The organism is Vibrio sp. 1727, from assembly GCF_033344415.1.
In the GTDB taxonomy this organism is placed as follows: Bacteria; Pseudomonadota; Gammaproteobacteria; order Enterobacterales; family Vibrionaceae; genus Vibrio; species Vibrio alginolyticus.
This window is the reverse complement of sequence record NZ_JAWPOT010000291.1, coordinates 1-685: the sequence shown is the minus strand read 5'-3', so window position 1 is coordinate 685 and position 685 is coordinate 1. Positions and strand designations below refer to the sequence as shown.

At 48.6% G+C, this 685-nt stretch carries 1 protein-coding gene; it reads left to right on the top strand.

The features are described 5' to 3' along the window. Nucleotides 1-685, top strand: a 685-nt coding sequence (locus tag R8O10_RS25310) for a class I tRNA ligase family protein (RefSeq protein ID WP_318191968.1), incomplete at both ends; no start/stop codon positions are given.

Below are 685 nucleotides of genomic sequence, written 5' to 3'. Positions count from 1 at the left end.
GATGGTCACGGCCGTAAGATGTCTAAATCTATCGGTAACGTGGTTGCACCAAAAGACGTAACGAACAAACTTGGTGCAGACATTTTGCGTCTATGGGTTGCTTCTACAGACTACACTGGTGAAGTTGCGGTTTCTGATGAAATCCTAAAACGTTCTGCAGATGCGTATCGTCGTATCCGTAACACAGCGCGTTTCTTCCTTGCGAACCTAAATGGCTTCAACCCAGCAACAGACATCGTTCCTGCTGAAGAAATGGTGGCGCTAGACCGTTGGGCAGTTGGTCGTGCACTTGCTGCGCAAGAAGAGATCATCAAAGCGTACGATGAATACAACATCCACGCCGTAACTCAGCGTCTAATGCAGTTCTGTTCTATCGAGATGGGCTCATTCTACCTAGACGTAATCAAAGACCGTCAGTACACAGCGAAGCAGGGCGGCCACGCTCAACGTAGCTGTCAGACTGCACTTTACTACATCGTAGAAGCACTAGTTCGTTGGATGGCGCCAATCATGTCATTCACCGCAGATGAGATCTGGAACGAGATGCCAGGCGAGCGCGAAAAATTCGTGTTCACAGGTGAGTGGTTCGATGGTCTATTTGGTCTAGCGGAAGGTGAAGAGCTGAACAACGAATTCTGGACTGAAATTCAGAAAGTTCGTGGGGCGGTGAACAAACTTCTTGAAG